Raw genomic sequence first — 778 nt, forward strand, 5'->3', positions numbered from 1 at the left:
TTTCGCGCCGTAGCCGCTTGACCAGCAGCCCGGTGTTGATCTGCACCGGGCAGGCGGTGACGCACATGCCGTCCACGGCGCAGGTGTCCACCGAGTCATAGCCCTGCTCGCGCTCCAGTTCCCGGGCCAGCTCGTGGTTTCCCTCGGCCTGCGCCTTGGCGATGGCCCGGCGCACCACGATGCGCTGGCGCGGGGTGAGGGTCAGGTCCTTGGAGGGGCACACCGGCTCGCAGTAGCCGCATTCCACGCAGCGGTCCGCCTCACTTCGATGGTCTCGTTCAGTTTGATGTTGCGCATGTGCGCCGCGTGGTCCTCATCGATGATGACCCCGGGGTTGAGCATGTTGCGCGGGTCGGCGGCAGCCTTCAGCTCGCACATCACCGAATAGAGTTCATCCCCGTACTGGCGGCGGACGAAGGGGGCCATGGCCCGCCCGGTGCCGTGTTCGGCCTTCAGGTTCCCGCCCTTGTCCAGGATCAACTGCACCATCTGTTCGTTGAAAGCGTTGTACCGCTTCAGGGCGGTGTCGCCTTCAAAGCGGTCGGTGAGCATGAAGTGGATGTTTCCGTCCTTGGCATGGCCGAAGATCACCGAGTCGGCGTACCCGTAGGAGCCGAACAGTTCCTGCAGGTTTTGGCAGGTGTCGGCCAGCTCGGCGACGGGTACCGCCACGTCCTCCAGCAGCGCGGTGGTTCCCGAAGCCCGGGCGCCGGCCACCGAGGCGTATAGCCCCTTGCGGAATTCCAGGCGGCCTGCCGGGTGGCGGCGTCGGCCGAGA

At 66.3% G+C, this 778-nt stretch carries 1 pseudogene; it reads right to left on the bottom strand.

The features are described from left to right. A pseudogene (locus tag JCM19049_RS16255) lies at positions 1 to 778 on the bottom strand (FAD-binding and (Fe-S)-binding domain-containing protein); the annotation flags it as partial.

The sequence above is a fragment of the Arthrobacter sp. JCM 19049 genome (assembly GCF_001310435.1).